The 16,054-nt window shown below is 61.8% G+C and carries 18 protein-coding genes and 1 pseudogene; 3 read left to right on the forward strand and 16 right to left on the reverse strand.

What is annotated here, in order from left to right; translation table 11 throughout:
* Positions 1–9 precede the first annotated feature (9 nt).
* Together ACKAMS_RS21050 and ACKAMS_RS21055 are read left to right on the forward strand one after the other, a co-directional pair.
* Positions 10–399, forward strand: a complete 390-nt coding sequence (locus tag ACKAMS_RS21050) for a serine hydrolase (RefSeq protein ID WP_408989508.1) — start codon at positions 10–12, stop codon at positions 397–399.
* Positions 400–441: 42 nt separating this feature from the next.
* Positions 442–1,080 (forward strand): PadR family transcriptional regulator, encoded by a 639-nt coding sequence (locus ACKAMS_RS21055; protein WP_021333542.1) that lies wholly within the window; start codon positions 442–444, stop codon positions 1,078–1,080.
* A 240-nt stretch (positions 1,081–1,320) separates the two neighbouring features.
* Here ACKAMS_RS21055 and ACKAMS_RS21060 read toward each other — a convergent pair.
* Positions 1,321–1,561 (reverse strand): annotated as a pseudogene (locus ACKAMS_RS21060) (VOC family protein); the annotation flags it as partial.
* Positions 1,562–1,627: 66 nt separating this feature from the next.
* On the opposite strand from ACKAMS_RS21060, the gene ACKAMS_RS21065 reads away from it, so the two are divergent.
* Positions 1,628–2,035 carry a hypothetical protein gene (locus ACKAMS_RS21065; RefSeq protein WP_264614433.1) on the forward strand — a complete coding sequence of 136 codons (408 nt, stop codon included), beginning with the start codon at positions 1,628–1,630 and terminating at the stop codon, positions 2,033–2,035.
* A gap of 46 nt (positions 2,036–2,081) precedes the next feature.
* Here ACKAMS_RS21065 and ACKAMS_RS21070 read toward each other — a convergent pair whose 3' ends face one another.
* The 15 genes from ACKAMS_RS21070 to hypB form a co-directional block, all read right to left on the reverse strand.
* A complete protein-coding gene (locus ACKAMS_RS21070; RefSeq protein ID WP_264614432.1) occupies positions 2,082–2,825 on the reverse strand; it encodes a DUF6390 family protein in 744 nt (247 codons plus the stop codon).
* Complete coding sequence (gene hypE / locus ACKAMS_RS21075; RefSeq protein ID WP_408989475.1) at positions 2,825–3,895, reverse strand: hydrogenase expression/formation protein HypE; 1,071 nt, start codon at positions 3,893–3,895, stop codon at positions 2,825–2,827. The genes ACKAMS_RS21070 and hypE overlap by 1 nt, the downstream gene beginning before the upstream one ends.
* Positions 3,885–4,997 carry a hydrogenase formation protein HypD gene (hypD, locus tag ACKAMS_RS21080; protein WP_021333540.1) on the reverse strand — a complete coding sequence of 371 codons (1,113 nt, stop codon included), beginning with the start codon at positions 4,995–4,997 and terminating at the stop codon, positions 3,885–3,887. The genes hypE and hypD overlap by 11 nt, the downstream gene beginning before the upstream one ends.
* Positions 4,994–5,293 (reverse strand): HypC/HybG/HupF family hydrogenase formation chaperone, encoded by a 300-nt coding sequence (locus tag ACKAMS_RS21085; protein WP_020907459.1) that lies wholly within the window; start codon positions 5,291–5,293, stop codon positions 4,994–4,996. Before ACKAMS_RS21085 ends, hypD begins: the two co-directional genes overlap by 4 nt.
* Before the next feature lie 16 nt (positions 5,294–5,309).
* The gene (gene hypF / locus ACKAMS_RS21090) at positions 5,310–7,598 is read right to left on the reverse strand and encodes a carbamoyltransferase HypF (protein ID WP_408989476.1); all 2,289 of its coding nucleotides are present in this window, start codon (positions 7,596–7,598) and stop codon (positions 5,310–5,312) included.
* Positions 7,595–7,879: a HypC/HybG/HupF family hydrogenase formation chaperone gene (locus ACKAMS_RS21095; RefSeq protein WP_211916879.1), complete on the reverse strand. Its 285-nt coding sequence runs from the start codon at positions 7,877–7,879 to the stop codon at positions 7,595–7,597. The genes hypF and ACKAMS_RS21095 overlap by 4 nt, the downstream gene beginning before the upstream one ends.
* Positions 7,880–7,882: 3 nt before the next feature.
* Entirely contained in the window at positions 7,883–8,377 is a 495-nt protein-coding gene (locus tag ACKAMS_RS21100) for a hydrogenase maturation protease (RefSeq protein ID WP_211916881.1), read from the reverse strand.
* Positions 8,378–8,383: 6 nt separating this feature from the next.
* A complete protein-coding gene (locus ACKAMS_RS21105) occupies positions 8,384–8,503 on the reverse strand; it encodes a DUF6893 family small protein (RefSeq protein WP_003942178.1) in 120 nt (39 codons plus the stop codon).
* A gap of 64 nt (positions 8,504–8,567) precedes the next feature.
* Positions 8,568–9,932 (reverse strand): hypothetical protein, encoded by a 1,365-nt coding sequence (locus tag ACKAMS_RS21110; protein WP_046378431.1) that lies wholly within the window; start codon positions 9,930–9,932, stop codon positions 8,568–8,570.
* On the reverse strand, positions 9,929–10,567 hold the full coding sequence (locus ACKAMS_RS21115; RefSeq protein WP_046378430.1) for a DUF6084 family protein: 639 nt from the start codon (positions 10,565–10,567) through the stop codon (positions 9,929–9,931). Before ACKAMS_RS21115 ends, ACKAMS_RS21110 begins: the two co-directional genes overlap by 4 nt.
* On the reverse strand, positions 10,564–11,184 hold the full coding sequence (locus ACKAMS_RS21120; protein WP_021333534.1) for a DUF5947 family protein: 621 nt from the start codon (positions 11,182–11,184) through the stop codon (positions 10,564–10,566). The genes ACKAMS_RS21115 and ACKAMS_RS21120 overlap by 4 nt, the downstream gene beginning before the upstream one ends.
* Positions 11,185–11,203: 19 nt before the next feature.
* Positions 11,204–12,106 carry a NifU family protein gene (locus ACKAMS_RS21125; RefSeq protein ID WP_020907451.1) on the reverse strand — a complete coding sequence of 301 codons (903 nt, stop codon included), beginning with the start codon at positions 12,104–12,106 and terminating at the stop codon, positions 11,204–11,206.
* Between the two features lie 3 nt (positions 12,107–12,109).
* Entirely contained in the window at positions 12,110–13,903 is a 1,794-nt protein-coding gene (locus ACKAMS_RS21130) for a nickel-dependent hydrogenase large subunit (RefSeq protein ID WP_408989477.1), read from the reverse strand.
* Positions 13,904–13,957: 54 nt separating this feature from the next.
* Entirely contained in the window at positions 13,958–15,073 is a 1,116-nt protein-coding gene (locus ACKAMS_RS21135) for a NiFe hydrogenase small subunit (RefSeq protein WP_020969412.1), read from the reverse strand.
* A 163-nt stretch (positions 15,074–15,236) separates the two neighbouring features.
* A complete protein-coding gene (gene hypB / locus ACKAMS_RS21140; RefSeq protein ID WP_408989478.1) occupies positions 15,237–16,052 on the reverse strand; it encodes a hydrogenase nickel incorporation protein HypB in 816 nt (271 codons plus the stop codon).
* Positions 16,053–16,054 lie beyond the last annotated feature (2 nt).

Here is a 16,054-nt window from a genome sequence, read left to right on the forward strand (position 1 = left end):
TCAGTCATAGTGGCGTATCTCCTTTCAGAGTTACACCGTTGTTCTTACAGTCCCCTGGGAACCGGTTCGCTCCTGAGTCCCGCCACACAAGAGTTGCGTTTGAACAGTGTGCAACCCACAGATGGCGAAGGATCCGCAGGATACGGATACGGTATCGCTCAAATGGGTCCGATGTACGGCCACATCGGCGAACTGCCCGGCTACAACTCGTTCATGGGGTACGACCCGGTCAACGACGTAACCTTGGTGGTGTGGGGAAATCTGGCCCCCACGGCCGATGGTTTCGCCCCGGCCTCTGCCGTCGCTGCAGCGCTCGTCCCCTTCATCTACGGCAAGCCCGCTCAGGACACATCCGACGACATCGCCGACACCGAGGATGCAAACGGTGAAGGGAAGTAGCACTTGTAGGCTCGGATGTAACCGCGGAACGAAGGGAGCCATGTGGCTCAGCGTGATCTCACACCTACCTCGTACATGATCCTGGGACTGCTGACGGTCAAGGACTGGTCGGCATACGAGATCGCCGAACAGGTCGGACGCGGGGTCGCCGAGTTGTGGCCCAGCGCCGACCGACAGCGATACAACGCCCCCAAAATACTGCTTGAACGCGGTCTGGTCACGGCAAGCACGGTAACGAAAGGCACTCAGCGCTCGCGCACGGTCTACTCCATCACCGACGAAGGTCGCACAGCGCTGAGTGACTGGCTCGCCACCCAGGCCACACCCCCCGCCTTGCAGTTCGAAGGCATGATCCGCGTGATCTTCGCCAACCAAGGCACGATCGCCGACCTGCGGACCAACCTGACCACCATGCGCGAACAGGCAACTCGGTCCCGAAGTCTGTTCGTCTCACACGCACAACGGATTTCGGCCCCCGAAGCCGGCACACTCCCCCAGCAGAATCATCTGATGGCACTGGCCAACCGGTTCATGATCGGCCACTTCAACCACATCGCAGAATGGGCCGACTGGGCGCTGGAAGAAACTGCTGACTGGCCCGACACAGTGCAACCGGCAACAACCCACCGAAAGCGCACCGTCTCCACCCTCGCTCACTCGATAGACGGCGGAAGTAGCTAGATCCCCTCGAAAGCCATCGGACGCCGATCCGACACCTTCTCGAAACCAGTTCGATCAGCGATCTGGAAGAGAAGAGTCCGACGAACGCGGACCGCGGGCGACGATCAGAGAAAGCGGGACCCGCAAAGTCCGGTGACGAACGAGGATTCCAAGTGCACGGCCGGGAAAGATGTCGACAGCCGGAGGAGGCAGCACTGAACGACATTGAATCTGGAGTAATTTCTCCTCGGAGTGGTTGGTTCACGGGTAGACGGCGATCTCGATGAGGTTTCCGTCGGGGTCGCGACAATAAGCACAAATCCTCGAAACCTGCTGCCTCGACGGCGCCGGTGGTCCAGGCCGGGTCTTGCTCCGCCGATCCGAGAGGCCTCAGATCGATCTTCTGATCTCCGAACTTCAGTGCAGTGCGTGCCGTGGGGCCGAATATCTCGATCGTCATTCCGAATACCTTCGCGTACCACTGGGCGGTGGCGTCGACGTCACCCCGCCACCGATTGAAACGCGAAACGGCACCGAATCGCCGGTCAAGCGACTAGCGTCGAATCGTATGACTGCACTCAACGCTTTTGCACGTACCGGTGCCGCGGTCTTTGCGGCCCTTGCGATCTCCGGCGTGATGATGCCGGGTACCGCGGCAGCGGCGCCGAGCACGGTTCCGTTCCAGGTCGACCCTTACGTCCCGCTCGTCGACTTGCCCACTCCCCACCTTGCAGCGATCGTCGGCGAAGAACCGGGCGTCGCCGTGCTGAAAGTGCAACGCGCACCCGGAGACGGAAACCCCCACTCCGCGGTCGTCCACTGGCTCAGTCTCGGCACCGGAGCGTACGGATCCGCATCATTTCCGACACTGGATGCACAACCCGTCACGATTCGTCCGGGCTCGGGTCAGGTCGTCGCATACGTCGATCCCCAGGCGATCGGAACACCGGGCCTCGGAACCTTTTTCGTGCCCTGACACCTGCGTATCCTCCAGACCGTGGTCCCTGCTCTGACAGGGCCTGTCACGTCGACAGCATCCGGGTCGCGATCCGCAATGCCGAGTCTTCCGCGGCATCCAATGCCCGTGATTGCTCTGACGTGATGTTGTCACACAGCCAATCCCAGTGCATCGTCACCAAGGCGCCCTGGACTGGCGTCGGTGCGAGTGAGCGGCCGTCAACGCTCCATCGCACTCGCTGCGTCACCGGCGTGCCGCGTACGAGTTGCTCACCGTCGAACTCGAGCGGGGACGAAACCACCAACGCGTGCTCCTCACTCACGTCCTCGACCACTCCCCATCTGATCCGGCAGTTCTGGAGGACGGACAGTGGGACCGCACCGCGCTTCCGAAGAAGCTTGACCCACGGATACACCAGAAATACGTGAAAACTGTGGTGCGCGAGCGCGCGGTCCCGATCCCCGAGGGCAGGGAGAAACCCGGTGTTCTCGCGTTCACCGAATGCCCCCCTCAAGTGCTGCAACAACGCCCCCGAATCAAGCGAGTCGAGGAGATCACCTCCTACCCAATAGGCTTCGATCACTCGCGGATCGAGAGGATCGTCGATGCCCGCACTTGCGGCCAATGCCTCGAGGTACGGCCACGCACCGTCGAATTGACGAGCGCGATCACGGTCGCCGCTGCCCGAGTTGCCGCTGGCCAGACGAAGCAGCATTGAAGGATCGTCGGGTCCGCAGTAACCCAACTCGTTCGGCGGATACGCGTAGCGGGCAAACAACGCCGGCCCGTTCATACCGACGGCAGTCATCAGCAGATCCGCGGAAGTTGTTCACCTGCCGGCAAATCCACTACCCGATTGCCTCCCAACGCCGTACGCGCCACCACCATTCCGCGATGTTCGGCCACGCACTCCCCGATCACGGCAGCTCCCGCACTCAGTGGATTACCGCGCATCGCTTCCAGAATTCGGTCGGAGTCTTCTCGCGAAACGAAGGCGATCAACTTACCCTCGTTGGCGACGTACAAAGGATCCAAACCGAGTAGCCCACAGGCGTCGCGCACGTCAGCGGGAATCGGCAGATCTCGTTCCACCAGCGCAACACCGATGTTCGACGCTTGAGCGATCTCGTTGAGGGTGGCGGCAACTCCGCCCCGGGTAGGGTCGCGCAAGACATGGATGTCGACGCCGGTGGCAATCATGTCGGCGACCACGCCGTTGAGCGACGCGCAATCACTGCGCACCTCGGTCCCGAATTCGAGACCTTCGCGACAACTCATCACGGCCACCCCGTGAACACCGATGTCGCCGCTGACGATCACGACGTCACCCACTTGTGCGCGAGTGGGGTTGATGTCCACCCCGTCGGCGACAATCCCGATTCCCGCGGTGTTGATGAAGACTCCGTCGCCGTGACCGGCATCGACAACTTTGGTGTCACCCGTCACCAGTCGAACGCCGGCAACGTGCGCAGCCCGCCCGAGCGCCTTCGCGATCCCCGCGATGTCGGTCAACGCGGTCCCTTCTTCGAGGATGAATGCCGTCGACATCACCAAAGGTTGTGCTCCCGCCATCGCCAGGTCGTTCACCGTTCCGTTGACCGCAAGATCGCCGATCGTTCCGCCGGGAAACACCATGGGTTTCACGACGTACGAGTCCGTCGAGAAGGCGAGCCGCACCCCGCCGATGTCGAATACAGCCGAGTCGCCGAGCTCGGCATCGGCAGCGCTTCCGAACGAGGGCAGGAACAGATGCTCGATGAGCTCGGCGGACATCGCTCCCCCACCGCCGTGTCCCATGACGATGTTCGGCGAATCACGCAGCGGCAGTGGGCACACCCATGCCGACAGGTCCACGACAGCGGTCTCCTCAGCCGGCATGACCCGCCTCCTGCAGTTCCAGGCGTCGGTACAGGTAGTACGCAGCGCACGCCCCCTCGGACGACACCATCGTGGCACCGAGTGGATTCCGCGGAGTGCATTCCTTCCCGAAGGCACTGCACTCGTGTGGCTTGATCAAGCCTTGCAATACTTCACCGGACCGGCAGACACTCGACTCGTCGGTGTGGATATCGGTCACCGAAAAACGTTCTTCCGCATCAAAATACGCATACTTCGGCGCCAGCTGCCAACCACTGTCCGGGATCGATCCGATGCCGCGCCACGTCCGGTCCGACACCGCGAACACATCCTCGAGCATCGCTTTCGCTGCGGTGTTGCCCTCCGCCGTGACAGCACGGGCGTAGGCATTTTCGACCTCGTGTCGACCCGATTCCAACTGCAGCACAGTCTTTCTGATGCCCTCCAGGAGATCCAGCGGCTCGAATCCGGTAACGACGATCGGGACCCTGTACTTCTCGGCGAGGGCCGGGTACTCCGACGTTCCCATCACACTGCACACATGCCCGGCCGCCAGAAATGCCTGCACGCGGCACTCTGGCGAGTCCATTATCGCGGCCATTGCCGGCGGGACCAGAACGTGCGAGACGAGCAGCGAGAAGTTCTTGATACCCAGGCGATTGGCCTGATAGACGGTCATGGCGTTGGCCGGCGCTGTGGTCTCGAATCCGATCCCGAAGAACACCACTTGCCGGTCCGGATTCTCCTTGGCAATAGTCAGTGCATCCAACGGTGAGTACACCACGCGAACGTCGCCGCCGGCGCTCTTGATCCGGAACAGATCCGACGAACTCCCCGGAACTCGCAACATGTCCCCGAATGAACAGAAAATGACATCGGGCTTTGCCGCGATTTCGAGAGCTTTGTCGATGATCTCGAGCGGCGTGACGCAGACCGGGCAACCAGGTCCGTGAATCATCTCGATCTGCTCTGGGAGTAGTTGATCGATGCCGTGCCTGATGATCGAATGTGTCTGACCACCACACACTTCCATGATCGCCCATCGGCGCGTGGCCAGCGCGCGGATCTGATCCAGCAGTTTGCCGGCCAGTTCCGGATCGGAGAACTCGTCCAGATACTTCATGATTCCGTCTCCTTCGGTTCGATCCCGGCGGCCCGGGCAGCCCTGGCGAACCCGTCACCGAATTCCTCTTCGAGTACGCCGAGGTGTTCGAATTCCGCCAGCGTGCTGCGTGCGGATTCCTCGTCGAGTCGTTGGATCGCGAATCCGACGTGCACCACGACGTACTCGCCAACTCGGGCGCCCGGAATGTATTCGAGGCACACTTCTTTTCGGACGCCACCGAAGTTCACCACCGACATCGTCGTTCCGTCGCGTTCCTCCAAGGACTCGATACGTCCTGGTACGGCTAGGCACATGGCACAACTCCTGACCTCATGACGAACTCCCGACCAGCACTTGGCCGTAGGCGAGACCACCGTCGTTCGGTGGCAACTGCAGTCCTGTCAACGGCGTGAATCCGGCTTCTCCGAGCAGGGCACACGCCCGGACGAGCAGGAGAGGGTTCTGAAACACGCCTCCGGTGAGAACTACCTCGTCCACTCCCGCCAGTTCCCGGCCACGGATTGCCCACTCGAGTACGAGGTGCGCGACGGATTCGTGGAAGCGCGCGCCGATCACGTCGGCGGGCACCTTCGCCCGGAGATCACGGACAACGGCCCGAATGACCGACCGTGGATCAGCTGTCCATGAATCGTCGTCCGACTGCACCCAGTCGAAGGTGTACCGCGACGGGGCGCAGTCGACTCCCCTCGAAATGCCCTCCAGTTCGATGGCGGCCTGCGCTTCGTAGTCGACGCTCTGACGAACCCCGGTCAGCGAGGAGACTGCGTCGAACAACCGCCCCATGCTGGAGGTGTCCACACACCCGAAACCGGTTTCCAACTGGTGAAGTAGGACCGACTGCTCTCGTGGCGGACAGGCCGCCACCGGCGCGAGGTCGGATTCCCAGTCCAACCCGGCATGCCAGAGGTGGGCGAGCGCCATTCGGTACGGTCGTTCCACTCCGGCATCGCCCCCTGGCAGCGGTACGTATCCCAGATTCGCGAGACGGCGATAACCCTTGTACGTCGCCAGCAGCAATTCCCCTCCCCACACTGCGCCGTCCGCCCCGTAGCCGGTGCCGTCGAACGCTATTCCGAGAACCGGTTCGCTCCCGTCCCGGCCGTTCTCCCCCATCACGGAAGCCACATGTGCGTGGTGATGCCCGACGACGCGCACCGGTCGGTCGCCACTACGACTGCGAGCCCACGAGGACGAGCGATACCGAGGATGCTCGTCACAGGCAATCTGGTGCGGCACTACTCCGGTGATCGACTCGAAGTGACTCTCCGATGCAGCAAAACTGTCGAGGACAGCGAGGTCGCCCATGTCTCCGATGTGCTGACTCGGCCAGACATACGCACCCTCGGCAAGACAGAAGGTGTTCTTCAGATCGGCCCCGACCGCCAAGGTGGGCGGTAGATCGAACGGCGCCGCAACGGGCAGCGGTGCATATCCGCGCGAGCGACGAAGCAACTGTCGTCCACTGCCGACTATTCGCATCACCGAGTCGTCACACGGCATCAAGATCGGACGGTTGTGGGTCAACACCCCGTCGGCCAGGTCACCCACCCGTTCGAGATCGTCGTCAGAGTACAGAATTGGCTCGCCACCGATGTTCGCCGACGTCATCACCAACGCCGCCGGGCCCGCAGCGTCTCCCGCCAACCCGAGCAGGAGATGCTGAATCGGGTTGTAGGCCAGCATGATTCCGATGTCCGGAATGCCTGGGGCAATCGAGGGAGACAGCGTGTATCCAGACGCTTTGGCAACCAGCACTATGGGACGCTCGTGCGAGGACATGGCATCGGCCTCGGCATCCCCGACCACACCCAGCGCTCTGGCTTCTCTCACATCGCGCACCATCACCGCCAACGGCTTGCTCGGTCGATGCTTGCGTCCACGCAAATCGTGAACCACGCGATCATCACGCGCATCGCAGGCCAAGTGGAATCCTCCAATTCCCTTGACAGCAAGAATCTTCCCGTCTCGTAGCAGCGCTCGGGCTCGTAGCAGTGCACCCTCGCCGGTCTCCGTGGGCGCGTCGCCTTCCCCGAACGAAAGCGTTGGACCGCACTCCGGGCAGGCAATCGGTTGCGCATGAAACCGGCGGTCGGAGGGATCCACGTACTCTGCCGCACAGTTCGCGCACAACGGGAACCGCTTCATCGTCGTAGCGGCCCGGTCGTAGGGCATCGACTCGATGATCGTGAATCGTGGACCACAATTGGTGCAGGTGATAAAGGGATGACGAAATCGCCGATCGCTCGGATCAGTCAGCTCCCGCAGGCAGTCGTCGCAGATCCCGACGTCGGCCGGCGCCAAGGTTCGCCCGACCGCCCCCGCATCCGTCTCGATGATGCAAAACCCCTGACGACCTAGCGGCGGCGAGTCCTCGCGCTCTATCGACTCCACTCGTGCCAGCGGTGGGGGGCGGTTTCGCACCCGAGCGACAAATGCATCGATTGCCTCTCCGTCGCCTTCGATGTCGATCACGACCCCGAGAGCAGAATTTCCCACCGAACCCGACAGTCCCAGTTCGGTCGCAGTCGCGTGAACGAACGGCCGGAATCCCACCCCCTGGACTACGCCACGAACGATGACACGGTTGGCGATCATCATGTCCCGACCTCGCCGGTACGACTATCGGACTCGTCGATCTCACCGTCTTGACCACGGCCCATCAGTTCGAGGCCGGCCCGGGCGCGCTGCGCTCCCTGTTCGTCGACCTTCTCGACTGCAAAGCCCATGTGGATCACCACCCAGTCACCTGCCGTGACGGTGCCTTCGTCGAGCATTCCGATGTTGACCTTGCGCGGTGCACCTTCCACGTCGACGAGGGCGAGTTGACCGCCGTATCCGTCCAGTAGTTCGCGTACCCGTCCCGGAATCCCCAGACACATGACTCACACCTCCGGCCCCAAAGTGGTGGCATCACAATCCACGTCGATCGACCGGACGAGTGCCATCACCGCAGAGGCGGCTTGCCCTACCGAATCACGCATCTCTGCACTCAATCCGATTCCGTCGCCGACCGATTTCGCGTGTGCCCCCACCACGAACGTCCGCGGGAGTGCTCCGCCGAGGGCCTGCAGGCTGGCAAACACCGAACTCGGATGCATCGAGTGTGCGTCGAAACCTCCTTGCGGACCTTCACTTTCGGGATCCACTTCGATGATCGCAAGCTTCCCCGGCACTCCGGTCACCGGTAATGCGTCGATCAGCACCAGCGCGTCCCACGACTCCAACAAGTCGTATGCCAGATGCACACCACGAATCCCGTAGTCGACCAGGCGAACCCCCGTCGGGAGATTCTCATGCTGCAACGCTCGAACAACTTCGGGGCCGAATCCGTCGTCTTCGAGAAATATGTTTCCGACGCCTGCAATCAGCACGCGCACAGTGCTTTACATCTTTCGCATTCGCAGATAGCGCTGGATGTCCGGCATCGACACCACCAGAACGATCGCGGCTGCGATCGCGGTGGCGCCGAGAAGTGCCGTCGACAGCAATCCCATGCTCCTCATGGCGGGTTCTCCTCTCGATAGCAGTGAAGTCCGACAGCTGTGAAGTCCGACAGCGTGAAGTACGTCAACTCGCGCCGTCTCGCGGCACCGGCTCTATCTCGTCCGGCGCGAAGTACAGGTAGCGGCCGTACCAGTTGTGCAGATCGGCGGCCGGGTCGTCCAAGAGCGTCACCCCAACATGAATGTCGCCGTCCACGTCTTCATGAATGGTGGCGACGTGGGCGATCCGGCCGTCGAAGAACAGGTCCTGAGCATCAGCGCGACGTGAGGGGTGAAGCCGAACCGTACTTCCACCACAGACGCGGACGCCGTTGATCAATACTGCGTCGGTGCGTGGTTGAACACTGGTGTCGGCTTCCGGCGTCCACCAGTCCACGCCGTCAGGCACCTCGGGTATCAGATCAGAACCGGCAATCGAATCTCGCAGCACGCCGTGCAGGCCGGCTAGATCGTCGGCCGTCAAGCTCTCACATCGATCGATGATGTCGGCAGCTTTCGAGTCGGTAGCCCGCGCCCGCGCCTTTTCCTCTTCGGTCATGGCGAGAATTCTCAGGGTGAGAATTTCGTCGATCTCCGTCGAGTCGAACAGGGATCCTTCGCTCTGCGGCGCAATCTCGGGAAAGTCGTACAGGATGATCGGTGACACCAGAACGGTGTGCGATGTACCGGGGTGAGTCGGATCCTCGGTCCCCGCAAGCACGGGATAACAGCGATTTTGCCGCAGCGGCTCCGAGTGATCTGGTTCGTCGAACAACGACACGAACCTCGAGCCTGCGCAGGTCAAAATGACGTGAGTGCCGAGCATCGACTGCGCCGTGGCCGTGCCCTTGTCCCTCATGTCGACGCTCGTGTCGTTCATGATGCTCACGGAGATCACCCTGCGTCTGTCCCCTGCGGAGGCGTTCAATTCCAAGCAGCCAGTCACCGGAAGCCGTGTCCGAACGACCCGTCCGACTACCCGGCCCAGAGAATCCGCCAGAGTCTCTCCGTCGACAACTCCCGCCGCACAGAAGGATTCTTCGACTCCGGCCTCGAGTTCGTCCAGACCCCACGGACCCAAGACGATCTCGGATTCGGTGGCTTCGTCCCACGAGATCGCCTCGTGCCCGTCGACGACCAACCGATCCACCGGAATCCACGCGCCGCCGGCGCCGAGTCGTTCAACCGTCCGCGACTGGTGGTGCAAAAATCTCACCGTCGCCGTTACTTCGGCGCCGTTCCGCTCGAGTTCGCCGAGCAGACATTGGGCGGACATCGACGGTTCCTCGCCGACTCCGTCACCGGCGGCGCCGGGCGGTCCGAGAACCCCGAACTGCCAACGGGATTGATTCTTCGCCGAGCCGGCCCGGTAAGGATAGAGAAGATATCCCTCGTACAGGACAGCGTCGGCCACGGCCCGAACGTCGTGATCCATCTCAGTTCGGGTCATCGGGGCACCTCGCTCGCCGTGAGCAACTGCCGCACGGCTGAATCGAGGTCCGTGAAGCCGTGCGCTGCCTTGAATCGCACGAGATCGGCAATCGTCTCATGGTCGAGGCGTACCCAACCAGAGGCCGGATAATGCGTGGCCATCAGCTGTTTCCACACGTCGACCGGCAATTCGTAGGCAGCAGATCTGTCCCACGGGATCTGCTGTACCGAGAAACCGCGCTGCCCGTCGGTGAATACGGTTCCGCTCAGTAGAACCACGATCGGAATCGTTCCGTCACGGAGTGCGTGCATGTACTTCGACGCCGTCACCGAGAAGTCGTACGTACACGCCATGGGTAAGGCCGCGACCGCTGTTTCCGTGAATCCCTGAACGACCGCGGAACACTCCATCCACAAGAAGGTTCGCAGCGTGCTCGACCAACGCTCCCGCGGACCGAACAAATCGCGCAGGGCGTCGCCTTCCTCGTCGGAGTACGGCCGGCGGTGCGGTTCGATTCGAACCTGTGCGCGTAGAGCGACTGCTCGGACGGTCGCGCCGGTAGTCTCCGACATCCTCAATCTCACCGTCAGATTCGGTGTAACCGCATACGGTTCCACCTCCACGTTGTCGACCGAAAAGTCGAGGACGGTCATGCCGACCTGCTTCGCGCCTCGACGCGCCCGAAGAACTCGTCCACCGCGCGTGCGGCATCCTGGCCACCGTCGAATCCGCGCCACACGGTGCGCAGCCTGCCCACCAGCTCGTAGCAGGCGTCGATGGGAACAACGAAGCATCTCGGCGATTGTCCTGACGTGGGCACCGAGACAATCAACGCCTCGACGTCGGCCCGCATCTGCGAGAGCCCCGGATTCTCCGCGAGCACAGTCTCGAACGAGTCGATGGGCAACTCGGATTCGGTAGCTCCGGCAGGTCCCGGATAGAAGACTATGTACTTGTCGAGGAGTGAGTTCCGAAAGAAGAATGCCAGTCCGACGGGGATTTCCAGGGACTCCCACCGGCCAGGGCCGAGGTCGAAGTCCGGAAATTCGAGGTACCGATCGGGAACCGCCTTGTATCGAAGATCCGCGTCGACCGGCGCAAAGAGCAGATAGCAGGGACGGCACACGCACATCAGGCTCCGGACCTGTACGTCCACGACGTGTTGGTGTTCGTCACCTATGCCCGCCGCGCACATCTCACACAGCGGCCCGGTCGGAACGGCGCGCGTCGAGGCGATTCGCGTGAGTACCTCTCCCACAGTGGTTTTCATGACCAGGCTTCGTCCACGGCTAGGTCACCGGCAACACGGAATCGTCAGCAAGCGCGACCGAGAGCACACCGTCGCGAATAAGCACCGGCAGAGGCGCCAGGTGCTCGGAGCCGGTGCCGACCCGCGCACCCGCTCCGTACACGCTGAAGTGGGCAGAGCACGTCGGACAGGTAAGGACAGCGGCGTCTCGGACAGGAAGGCCCATCATGCGTTCGAGCACAGCCCCCGCCATCGAATGGTCACATACGGGGCAATGGTCGCGATACGCGTACAGATCGTCACCGGAGCGGCAGACCAACAGATCGGTATCCGATACCCGGAAACCCGCGACCTCACCCGCGTCGACTTCGGCAAATTCGGGGACCTCCACCCAGTGCGCGCCTCCCCCTTCGGCGTGTACGTGCGAGAACAGGGACTCGACCGAGATCACACCCGACTTCAGCTCGTGCGAATCCGGTGTTTCGACGTCGATTCCGGTGGTCTCGGGTGCCGCCGCCTGCACCGCGTCCTGGACCGCGGTTTCGAGGGTCACCGACGACGAAGGGCAACTGTTACAGCTTCCGAGAAGCCGTAGCCGCACCACGCCGTCCGCCACCTCGATCAGTTCGACGTCCCCGCCGTGCGAGCCGAGGTACGGACGCACGCTGTCGAGCGCAGTGCGTACGCGGGTCTCGACGTCGTGCGGGTGAAGTCCGTGCACCAGTAGGAGGCTCGACACCAGATCGTCGCGAACCATCGCATCCATCATGGCCGGATCCGCCAGTGCGACGGTGCGTTCGAGTGCGGCGCCGTACAACTGCACGACCTCGCGGACCAGTTGCTCGGCGCGATCCCTGGCCACCGGCCCTGCACCGGCATTGGCCTGTAACAACGTCTCGATGCGCTCACCTGCTCCGCGCCAGTAGTCGGCCGATTGCTCCATCGATCACTCCCCGGTCACGGACTGCGTCGGAGAGTGCAACTTCTCCAGGGTCTTACCGCCGCCGAGATACATGTGAACACCACACGGCAGACAGGGATCGAAACTACGCACGGTCCGCATGATGTCTATGCCCTTGAAGTGGTCTCGATCGTTCTCCTCGAAGATCGGCTGACCCTGCACGGCATCCTCGTACGGACCGGGGGTTCCGTAGCTGTCGCGCGGGCTCGCATTCCACGGGGTCGGTGGGTACGGGTGATAGTTCGCGATCTTGCCGTCACGAATCACCATGTGATGTGAGAGAACTCCGCGGACGGCTTCGGTGAATCCGCAACCGATTCCCTCGTCCGGAACCTCGAACGACTCCCACGTCTTGGTACGGCCTGCCCGGATCTCGACTAGCGCCTTCTCTGCGAAGTGAAGGGCAGCCGCTGCTGCGTATGCCTGGAAATACGTTCGCGCACGGTTCCTTTCGAGAGTATTGCTGCCATGCTCTGGAATCTTCCACTCGAGCGAGACAGGACCCTTCAGTGCTGTTTTCGGAAGATTGATCTTCACACTGTGTCCGTTCGACTCCAGGTATCCGATGTCGACCAGGCCGGCAAGAGCGGTGCTCCACAGACGAGCCAATGCTCCCCCGCCGGTATCCAGAGCGAGGTTGTCTTTTCCGTCGAACCATCGCGGTGACATGACCCAGCTGTACTTGTCCTCGAGGTTCCGCTTCTGCGGGTGAGGGTTGGTGTGTTGATTCCACGGGTGCCGGCGATCGACCGGGTTACCCAGCGGATCGGTCTTGACGAACATCTCCTGATCACTCCAGTCCTCGTAATACGAGGACCCCAGCATGATTCGGATACCGAGGTTGATGTCCACCAGATCCGTGGTGACCAACTTTCCGTCGACAACCACACCGGGAGTGACAAACATCTTCCGGCCCCAGTCGGTCATGTCCTTGTACGAGAAATTGCAGTACTCGGGGTCTTGGAACGATCCCCAACAACCCAGCAGGGTCCGCCGCAGGCCAACCTTCTCGTAACCAGGCAGCGCCTGGTAGAAGAAGTCGAACAGGTCGTCGTGCATCGGCACGACCTTCTTCATGAATTCGACGTACCGCATCAGCCGCGACATGTAGTCCGTCATCAGTTCGATCGTCGCGACGGTGCCGACGCCGCCGGGATAGAGCGTCGACGGGTGGACGTGCCTACCCTCCATCAAGCAGAACATTTCGCGAGTCGAACGCGAGACTTGCAACGCTTCGCGATAGAACTCACCCGTGAACGGATTGAGAGTCCGCATGATGTCCGCGATCGTGCGATAACCGTGCTGCTCCTCGTGCGGGCAGCGCGTGTTCTCTGCCTGCGCCAGCACACCGGGATTCGTCTCGGAGACCATCTTCTCGCAGTAGTCGACTGCGACCAGATTCTCTTGAAAAATGTTGTGGTCGAACATGTACTCGGCGGCCTCGCCGAGATTGACGATCCACTCGCCTAGATGCGGCGGCTTGACGCCGTACGCCATGTTTTGTGCGTAGCACGAGCACGTGGCGTGATTGTCACCGCAGATGCCGCAGATACGACTGGTGATGAAATGCGCGTCGCGCGGGTCCTTCCCCTTCATGAACAGGGAATACCCACGAAAGATCGACGACGTGCTGTGGCACTCCACCACTTCGCGATTGGCGAAGTCGATCTTGGTGTAGATACCCAGACTGCCGACGATTCGGGTGATTGGGTCCCACGCCATCTCGACAAGACCGTCGCGGTCCGCAGTCGAGGTGGGTTCGGGAACGATGGCCGTCATTGCAGTGCCTCCCAGAGACGTTGCTCACGAACTGATTTGAAGGTATCCGGTCGGTCACCACGTACGCGTCGCACCGGTGAGCAACTTCGACCCGCGCTCGCGCCAGTGCGGTTCCTTGTCCAACGTGTGACCGGTGATCCGGCGCAGACTGTGGATCACGGACCCGTACATTCCCACCGCATTGGTGGAGAGTTTGCCGCCAGGTGGTTCATCCATGAACGGCATGAATTTGTCCGGGAATCCCGGCATCGTGCAGCCGATGCAGATCCCGCCGACATTAGGGCACCCGCCGACTCCGTTTATCCAACCGCGTTTGGGGACATTGCATTTCACGACCGGTCCCCAACACCCCAGCTTGACGATGCACTTCGGCGACCCGTACTCCGTCGCGAACTCGCCCTGCTCGTAGTACCCGCCACGGTCACAGCCCTCGTGAACGGTGGCACCGAAAAGCCACTGCGGGCGGAGGGATTCGTCCAAGGGAATCATCGGCGCCTGATCAGTGGCCATGTACAGAAGATAGGTCAGGGTCTCGGAGAGGTTGTCCGGCTGAATGGGACACCCGGGAACGCAAACGATCGGGATGCCCGCCTTCGATTTCCAGGTCCACCCGAGATAGTCCGGCACGCCCATCGCACCGGTCGGATTGCCGGCCATCGCATGTATGCCGCCGTAGGTTGCGCACGTGCCGACCGCAACTACCGCAGTCGCTTTCGGCGCCAGTTTGTCGAGCCATTCGCTCGTGGTGACCGGTTGGCCGGTTTCACGATTGTTCCCGAAACCACACCAGTACCCTTCGTCGTGAAGTTTCTCGTTCGGTATAGATCCTTCGACAACAAGAACAAAGGGTTCCAATTCTCCCCGGTCGGCTTTCCAGAACCATTCCAGGAAATCGTCAGCGCCACCCTGCGGTCCACATTCGAAGTCGATGAGCGGCCAATGAACCGCCACCTGAGGCAGACCGGGCAACGCACCGAGCGCGATCTCCTCGATACTGGGTTGCGTGGCCGCGGTGAGCGCCACCGAATCACCGTCGCAACTGAGACCGGCATTGATCCACAGCACGTGGATCAGAGTTTCTTCCGCTTTGGCCGCTGCGCTTTCGGGGGTAGCTGCGCTTTCGGAGGCAGGTTCCGCCGTGGTGCCAGCAGTCGATTTTTGTGTGTCCATGTCAGCCGCTTTCACGGGTGCACTTGCGCCTGATTCTCGGCACCGCTACTGCCTGACACGCTATGGCCTCAAATTGCTGCGGCACCGAAACGCTGACGCCACCGGAGTCGAACCTCGGCCCACTTGCGTGGCACCCACTCATTTCATTAACTACCCGAGCAGATCAGTTGTCAACGGCCACCGGAGAAATCGCCGAACGACTACCGATCCACTCGTACCACTCGTCCATGCCCTCACCTGTCGTGGCCGATAAAACAACAACGCGCACAGCAGGATTGAGGATTTTCGCTTGCGCGACACAGGCATCAACGTCGAACTCGACGTACGGGAGCAAGTCGATCTTGTTGATCACCACGAGGTCCGCGACGGCAAAGATGTGCGGGTATTTTTTCGGCTTGTCGACCCCCTCCGGCGTCGAAATTAGGACAACCTTGCCTTCCTCGCCCAGGTCGAAGAGCGCGGGGCACACCAGGTTTCCTACGTTTTCGATCAGAAGCAGCGACTCGTCCGCGGGGTCCAAGGCGCGCAGCGCGCGATCGATCATCTCGGCATCGAGGTGACAGCCCGCCCCCGTGTTGACCTGGACCACTGACGCGCCGGCCTCACGAATCCGCTCGGCGTCGAGCCGGGTTTCCTGGTCACCTTCGATCACGGCAATCGGTCGTTGTCGTCCTAGTTCCCGGATCGTTCGCGCCAGCAATGTCGTCTTACCCGCGCCGGGCGAACTCATGATGTTGAGCGCCGTGATTCCGCGGCCCCGCATCCACTCACGATTGTGAACCGCAATGCCGTCGTTCTTGGCAAGCACCTGCTGCTCGAGAATTACAGTGTGGTCGGAGTGACCGTGCCCAAGGTCATGGTCATGGTCGTGGTCGTGGTGGTGACCGTGCCCATGGCTGTCGTCCTGCTCGTGTTCTCCGCCGGAGACGACCGACACCCGAGGTCCCGTAGTGTCCCCGCACCCACACGTCGCGCACATGC

The sequence above is a fragment of the Rhodococcus sp. 5A-K4 genome (assembly GCF_046097995.1).
GTDB lineage: Bacteria > Actinomycetota > Actinomycetes > Mycobacteriales > Mycobacteriaceae > Rhodococcus_F > Rhodococcus_F erythropolis.